Annotated in this window: 5 protein-coding genes; 3 read left to right on the forward strand and 2 right to left on the reverse strand. The window is 42.8% G+C overall.

The window, feature by feature from the left end:
* Positions 1 to 2: 2 nt before the first annotated feature.
* A complete protein-coding gene (locus PG418_RS12115; RefSeq protein ID WP_002304312.1) occupies positions 3 to 932 on the reverse strand; it encodes a DUF6017 domain-containing protein in 930 nt (309 codons plus the stop codon).
* The gene (locus PG418_RS12120; RefSeq protein WP_223385014.1) at positions 929 to 1,132 is read right to left on the reverse strand and encodes a hypothetical protein; all 204 of its coding nucleotides are present in this window, start codon (positions 1,130 to 1,132) and stop codon (positions 929 to 931) included. Before PG418_RS12120 ends, PG418_RS12115 begins: the two co-directional genes overlap by 4 nt.
* 929 nt (positions 1,133 to 2,061) lie before the next feature.
* Here PG418_RS12120 and PG418_RS12125 point away from each other — a divergent pair.
* From PG418_RS12125 to PG418_RS12135, 3 genes are all read left to right on the forward strand, one after another.
* Positions 2,062 to 5,115: a VaFE repeat-containing surface-anchored protein gene (locus tag PG418_RS12125; protein ID WP_498837454.1), complete on the forward strand. Its 3,054-nt coding sequence runs from the start codon at positions 2,062 to 2,064 to the stop codon at positions 5,113 to 5,115.
* Between the two features lie 178 nt (positions 5,116 to 5,293).
* Positions 5,294 to 5,617 (forward strand): YdcP family protein, encoded by a 324-nt coding sequence (locus PG418_RS12130; RefSeq protein WP_006857831.1) that lies wholly within the window; start codon positions 5,294 to 5,296, stop codon positions 5,615 to 5,617.
* A gap of 15 nt (positions 5,618 to 5,632) precedes the next feature.
* Positions 5,633 to 6,016, forward strand: a complete 384-nt coding sequence (locus PG418_RS12135) for a YdcP family protein (protein WP_118324635.1) — start codon at positions 5,633 to 5,635, stop codon at positions 6,014 to 6,016.
* Positions 6,017 to 6,132 lie beyond the last annotated feature (116 nt).

Genomic DNA, 6,132 nt, shown 5'->3' on the forward strand with positions numbered 1-6,132 from the left:
CGTCACTCTCCTTCCTCTCGCTTCATTTTCAATTTCTTAAATCCTCCTTCCAAATATCCGTGTGACATATCGTGCCGAACAAGAGCATCGTAGTAGGTGTCTATTGTCGTCGGCGCATTGTATATCGTAGTCAGCATATACTGACGGATATTTCTAATCTTTGTGGTGTTCTCCTTGAAGCAGTCCATAACATATCGAATGTGTTCGGCATTCAGTTTCATAAACCGACTGCGGACAATTTCTGCCGGACGCTCCTCTGCACCAATGCGAATCAACGGTCGCTTCGTGCAAACTGTTTCAACGATCAACTCCAGAATGTTATCCAGCATTTCGGAATCGTAAGGGTAATCCTTCTTCAACAAATCCATACTGAGCTGATCCGAGAAATAATCAAAGTATTCTTGATACCGGTCATTCTCGTCCATCATTCCACCATTTCCGGAAGGAAAGATAGAATCAGTATCACTAAATTCAGTATTTTTAATATCAGTATTATTACATTGTGATTTCGGAAGTTCTTGAGTTGTGATTTCCATTGTTCCAGAATTGTGATTTTCACAATTCAAGAGTTGTGAATCCACAGCAGAGATAAAGTTCTTCACATAGATCAGGTTGGGCTTTCCCAAACCCTGGCGCTTACGTTCAATCAATCCTGCTTTCTTCTCAAGTTCACTGAGCAGCTTGATAGCCTTTTGTTCAGCACAGTTCAGAGCCATCTTCGCTTCGTCGATTGTAAAAATGATATACACTCTACCGTTTTTATCTATCCAACCATTCTTGGCAGACAGGCTCATGCGGTCAAGCAAAATGCCATACAGCATCTTGGCATCGGCAGAAATATTCCAGAACCTCTCGTTCGTGAACAACACCTTCGGAACTCGATAGAATGTGAATAGATCGGATTGCTGACCGTAAAAATAATCAAAACTCACACGGCTTCACCACCTTCTTTCTGCGGAAAACTTTCTGTTGTCAGCGGAATGCTGCGGAAAGTCGTATCCGTCTTTTCGTAAGGACATCGGGCAAAATAGTAGAAGCGGTATTCCTGTTCATACACATCCATATCAACGAAGCCCCACTTCACGCATAACCTTCTTCGTACACCAACCAATGCACGGGTGATCTCGCCCATAGGGACAGCCATCACATTCCGACTTGGGTTTCGGCGGCAAAGAGATTAAGTAGTAGCAATTATTTCTACCCAGACGGCAGCCCTTTCTGCCATTCGTCCAGAAGTAGCAGTAATGACAGTCGCTCGGCTTGTCTGCGGTATAAACAGGCTTGCTCAAATAAAACACCTCCAATCTCTTGTATTTGCCCATGGGTTTGGGCATAAAAAAAGAGCGCCTATCCATCCCCAATGCGGGGCAAATAGACGCTCTATGTACATAACGATATTTAATTTTATCTGCTATAACTGCATGGTATTCAAAACATCCGCCTTTTTTGATTAGCTGGATTTTTGGCACGATTTTGGGGCTGATTAGCAGGAAGGGCATTTTCATTAGCAAGAACAGCCCGTTTTCTGCTAAAAATTAGCTGGCGATTTTGTCTTATAACAACCGTTCGATTCTGGAGGGGTTGTCAAAAATCAAATTTTGGAGTAGAATTTTATCTCATACAGTGAAAGAGCTTTTTCGTAGCTTTTTATATAAGAAAAGCCGAAAACCCTTGAAAACAAAGGCTTTCGGCGTTGTTCACTGGCGTCCATAAGAGGATTTGAACCTCCGACCCCACGCTTAGGAGTTCCCTGTGGCGGTTAGTATGCAGTAGTTCGATTATCCTGTAAGGGACGTTTAATGCCCAAAAAAGCAGAAAGGGGGCTTGCACAACGACTCTGTTAATAAACTCTAATATTCAATTATATCCTTTAGAGTGTTAGCAGGCTGTTAGCAAACCAACCACTCTTTCGGGAATTACTGATAATTTGTTACAATCGTATTTAAAATCATTTATCACATGGAAACAAGATACCCGTTAGGTTGAATTTAATTAAGTTAAAGGACGTTCAGAAATGAGCGTCTTTTTTCATACCCAAAATCGAAAGGAGAAAGAGAAAATATGAATAAGCTAGTAAAGCGATTGCTGACAGGAACGCTTGCTTTTGCAACCATTCTCACGGCATTACCAGTGACGGCGGTTCATGCTTCCGGCAATCAATACTGGACAGAATCAGCAGAACGTGTCGGCTACATTGAACACGTTATGAATGATGGTTCTATCAAATCTACATTCAATGAGGGACACATGAAAGTTGAGGGCGAAACTGCCTACTGCGTGGACATCAACACCAATTTCAAGAATGGATATAAAACACGTTCTGACGCAAGCTCCCGTATGAGTAGTGATCAGATTGCGGACGTTGCTCTTTCATTAGAGTACGTCAAGCAATATACCGCTACTCATACAGGACTGAATAACAACCAGAAGTATTTGCTGGAACAGTGTGTTGTCTGGCAGAGATTGAGTGAACAACTCGGCTGGCAGTGCGACAACGTCAGAGCTTCCTATAATGAAATCTCACAGGCAGTACAGAATGAAGTGTATGCTGGTGCGAAAGCATTTGTGAAAGCAAACAAAGGACGCTATGAATGTGGCGGTTACATTTATACTGGCGAAGGACAGGACATCGGACAGTTTTGGGCGAAGTTAAATGTGGGAAATGCAAAGGTTAAAAAGACTTCTTCCAATCCCACGGTCACAGATGGCAACGCCAACTATTCCTTTGAGGGTGCGACATTTGGTGTCTATTCTGATAAGGGCTGTAACAGCCAGCTTGCCACACTTACTGCCGATGGAAACGGCGATACCAAAGAAGTTGAGGTAAAAGCCGGAACAGTTTACATCAAAGAACTTTCCGCACCAAAAGGTTACAAGCTGGATTCTACTGTTCATTCCTTAAATGTGGAAGTTGGAAAAACAGCGACATTAACTGTTGCTGACACTCCAAAGGTCACAGAGACTTTGATTGATTTATTCAAAATTGACATGGAAACAGGAAAATCTACTCCACAGGGAACTGCTTCTTTAGAGGGTGCAGAGTTCACATGGAGCTATTATGACGGATACTACAATGCAGATAATCTTCCTGCAAAGGCTACCCGTACATGGACAACCAAAACCGTTGCCGAAAAAGACAGTGACGGAATTATCCATTATGTATCCAGACTTGCCGACAGCTACAAAGTATCCGGCGACAGCTTCTATACACAGGACGGTAAGAATGTACTGCCACTTGGTACACTCACTGTCGCAGAAACAAAAGCACCAAACGGCTACTTATTAGATGGTGCATATATGCAGACTGACGGAAGTTCCGAACAGATTAAGGGGACATACCTTACACAGATTTCCGAAGATGGCGAACTTGCCGTACTTTCTGGAAGCAACCAGTATTCCGTATCCGATAAGGTTATCCGTGGCGGTGTGAAAATCCAGAAACGTGACCTTGAAACAAAGGATACCAAAGCACAGGGAAGTGCGACCTTACAGTACACAGAGTTCAATATCATTTCTTTAAATGACAGTCCTGTACTGGTTGTGGGAAAATTATACAGCAAGAATGAAACCGTAAAGAAGATTCAGACAGGCATTGACGGAATTGCTTCTACTTCTGCTGACCTGCTCCCTTACGGAAATTACAGATTAGAAGAAAGCAAAGCACCAGAGGGCTACTTGACAGACGGTGCAAAAGCAATCGACTTTTCTATCACGGAAGATGGAAAAATCGTGGACTTGACCGACAAATCTCACTCTGTCTACAACCAGATTAAACGTGGCGATATTGAGGGTGTAAAAATCGGTGCAGGTACACACAAACGTCTTGCAGGTGTTCCATTCAGAATTACAAGCAAGACAACGGGAGAATCCCATATTGTAGTTACTGACAACAACGGTCAGTTCTCCACTGCTTCAAGCTGGGTTTCCCATAAGGTCAATACTAATGCCGGAAAATCCAGTGAGGACGGTGTATGGTTTGGGACATCTGAACCAGACGACAGCAAAGGTGCATTACTCTATGATACCTATGTGATTGAGGAATTAAAGTGTGATTCCAACGCCAGATTTAAGCTGATTCCAGCTTTTGAGGTAGTCGTATCCAGAAATAAAGTGACCGTAGATTTAGGGACACTGACCGATGAATACGAAAAAGAAATCACAATCCATACCACAGCTACCGATGAGAAAACAGGCGAAAAAATGATTGTTGCCGGAAAAGACATCAAGATCGTGGACGAAGTCACACTTGATGGATTGGAAACAGGCAGAAAATATAAACTTTCCGGCTGGCAGATGTTAAAAGAAGAAAACGCCGAACTTCTGATTGACGGGAAACGTGTAGACAGTGATTACACATTCACTGCTGACAGCGAAAAAATGACGGTTGAGATTACTTACAGTTTTGATGGTTCAGCTCTTGGCGGTCAGAACCTTGTTACATTTGAGGAATTGTACGATATGAGCAATCCGAAAGAGCCTGTCAAGGTTGCCGAACATAAAGACATCAACGATGATGGACAGACCGTTCTTATCACGGAACGTATCATCAAAATCCATACGACCGCTACGGACAAGAACGGCAAGAAAGAAATCGAAGCTGGAAAAGATGTAACGATTGTGGATAAAGTCACATTAGATGGTCTGGAAGTTGGAACAAAATACAAACTTTCCGGCTGGCAGATGTTAAAAGAGGAAAATGCAGAACTTCTGATTGATGGAAAGAAAGTATCCAATGATTATGAGTTCACAGCCGACAGTGAAAAAATGACGGTTGAGATTGCGTTTACCTTTGATGGTTCTTCACTTGGTGGTAAAAACCTTGTTACATTTGAGGAATTATACGATATGACCAATCCAGACGAACCAAAGAAAGTGACGGAACATAAGGACATCACAGACGATGGACAGACCGTGACAATCAAGGAAGTGCCGGAAGTCCCAGACACACCAAAGGATACCGACACGCCGGATACACCATCTACGGTTACTAAGACAAGTGACAGTCCAAAAACAGGCGACAATACCAATATCTATGCTTATCTTGCCATGCTCGGTCTTTCCTGCGTAGGGCTTGGCGGTATGCTTTACTTCAAACGCCGTAGAAAAAAATCGTAAGGCAGTAACGTAGCGGTTGGTGGAACGTTCAAGGTCGCCACCCTTTTTGCAACTTCATGCTCCCGTGAAGCACTTGGTTTACGGGAGCGTGAAGTCCACTAGGGGCGTGGGGAGTGTAGCTCCCCACAACGTACAGCAGGAAAGAAACTAAAACAGAAAGAAAAGAGGTCAATTATTTATGGAATTAAGATTTGTCGTACCAAACATGGAAAAGACATTCGGAAACTTGGAGTTTGCCGGAGAAAACACTACGGAACAGCAGAGAATCAATGGGCGTATGGCTGTCATTAACAGGAGCTACAACCTGTATTCCGATGTACAGAGAGCAGATGATGTAGTTGTGACACTTCCTGCCAAAGCTGGCGAAAAACATTTCTTGCCGGAGCAGAAAGTAAAACTTATCAATCCACGTATTACTACCGATGGTTATAAAATCGGGGAACGTGGATTTGTCAATTACATCTTACTTGCAGACGATATGTTACCAGCAGAAAGTAAATAAGGGGGTATTCAGATTATGAGATTAGCAAATGGAATCGTCATTGATAAAGAAAAGACTTTCGGAGTGTTGAAGTTCTCCGCATTACGCCGTGAGGTTCATGTACAGAATGAAGATGGAACGGTCAGTGAGGAAATCAAGGAACGTACTTACGATTTGAAATGCAACACACAGGGACGCATGATACAGGTATCCGTTCCGGCGACTGTGCCGTTAAAAGACTATGACTACAACGCCGAAGTGGAACTTATCAATCCTGTTGCAGATACGGTAGCCAATGCAAATTACCGTGGTGCAGATGTGGACTGGTATGTAAAGGCAGATGACATTGTTCCGAAGAACAAAGGCACTCATGCCGGAAATCCACAGAACAATGTTTCACAGCAACCGCCGAAGAAATAAGTTTGTAACTAATGGATTTTCATTGTATTGTTCAAATGGGGTTGATATAATATAAAAAAATCAAATCGGAGTTTGAAGCGGAGGTATGTATTATGAATATAGGATTTTGGTCGTGT

The organism is Bariatricus sp. TF06-38A (genome assembly GCF_027690675.1).
GTDB classification, from domain to species: Bacteria; Bacillota; Clostridia; order Lachnospirales; family Lachnospiraceae; genus Allocoprococcus; species Allocoprococcus comes.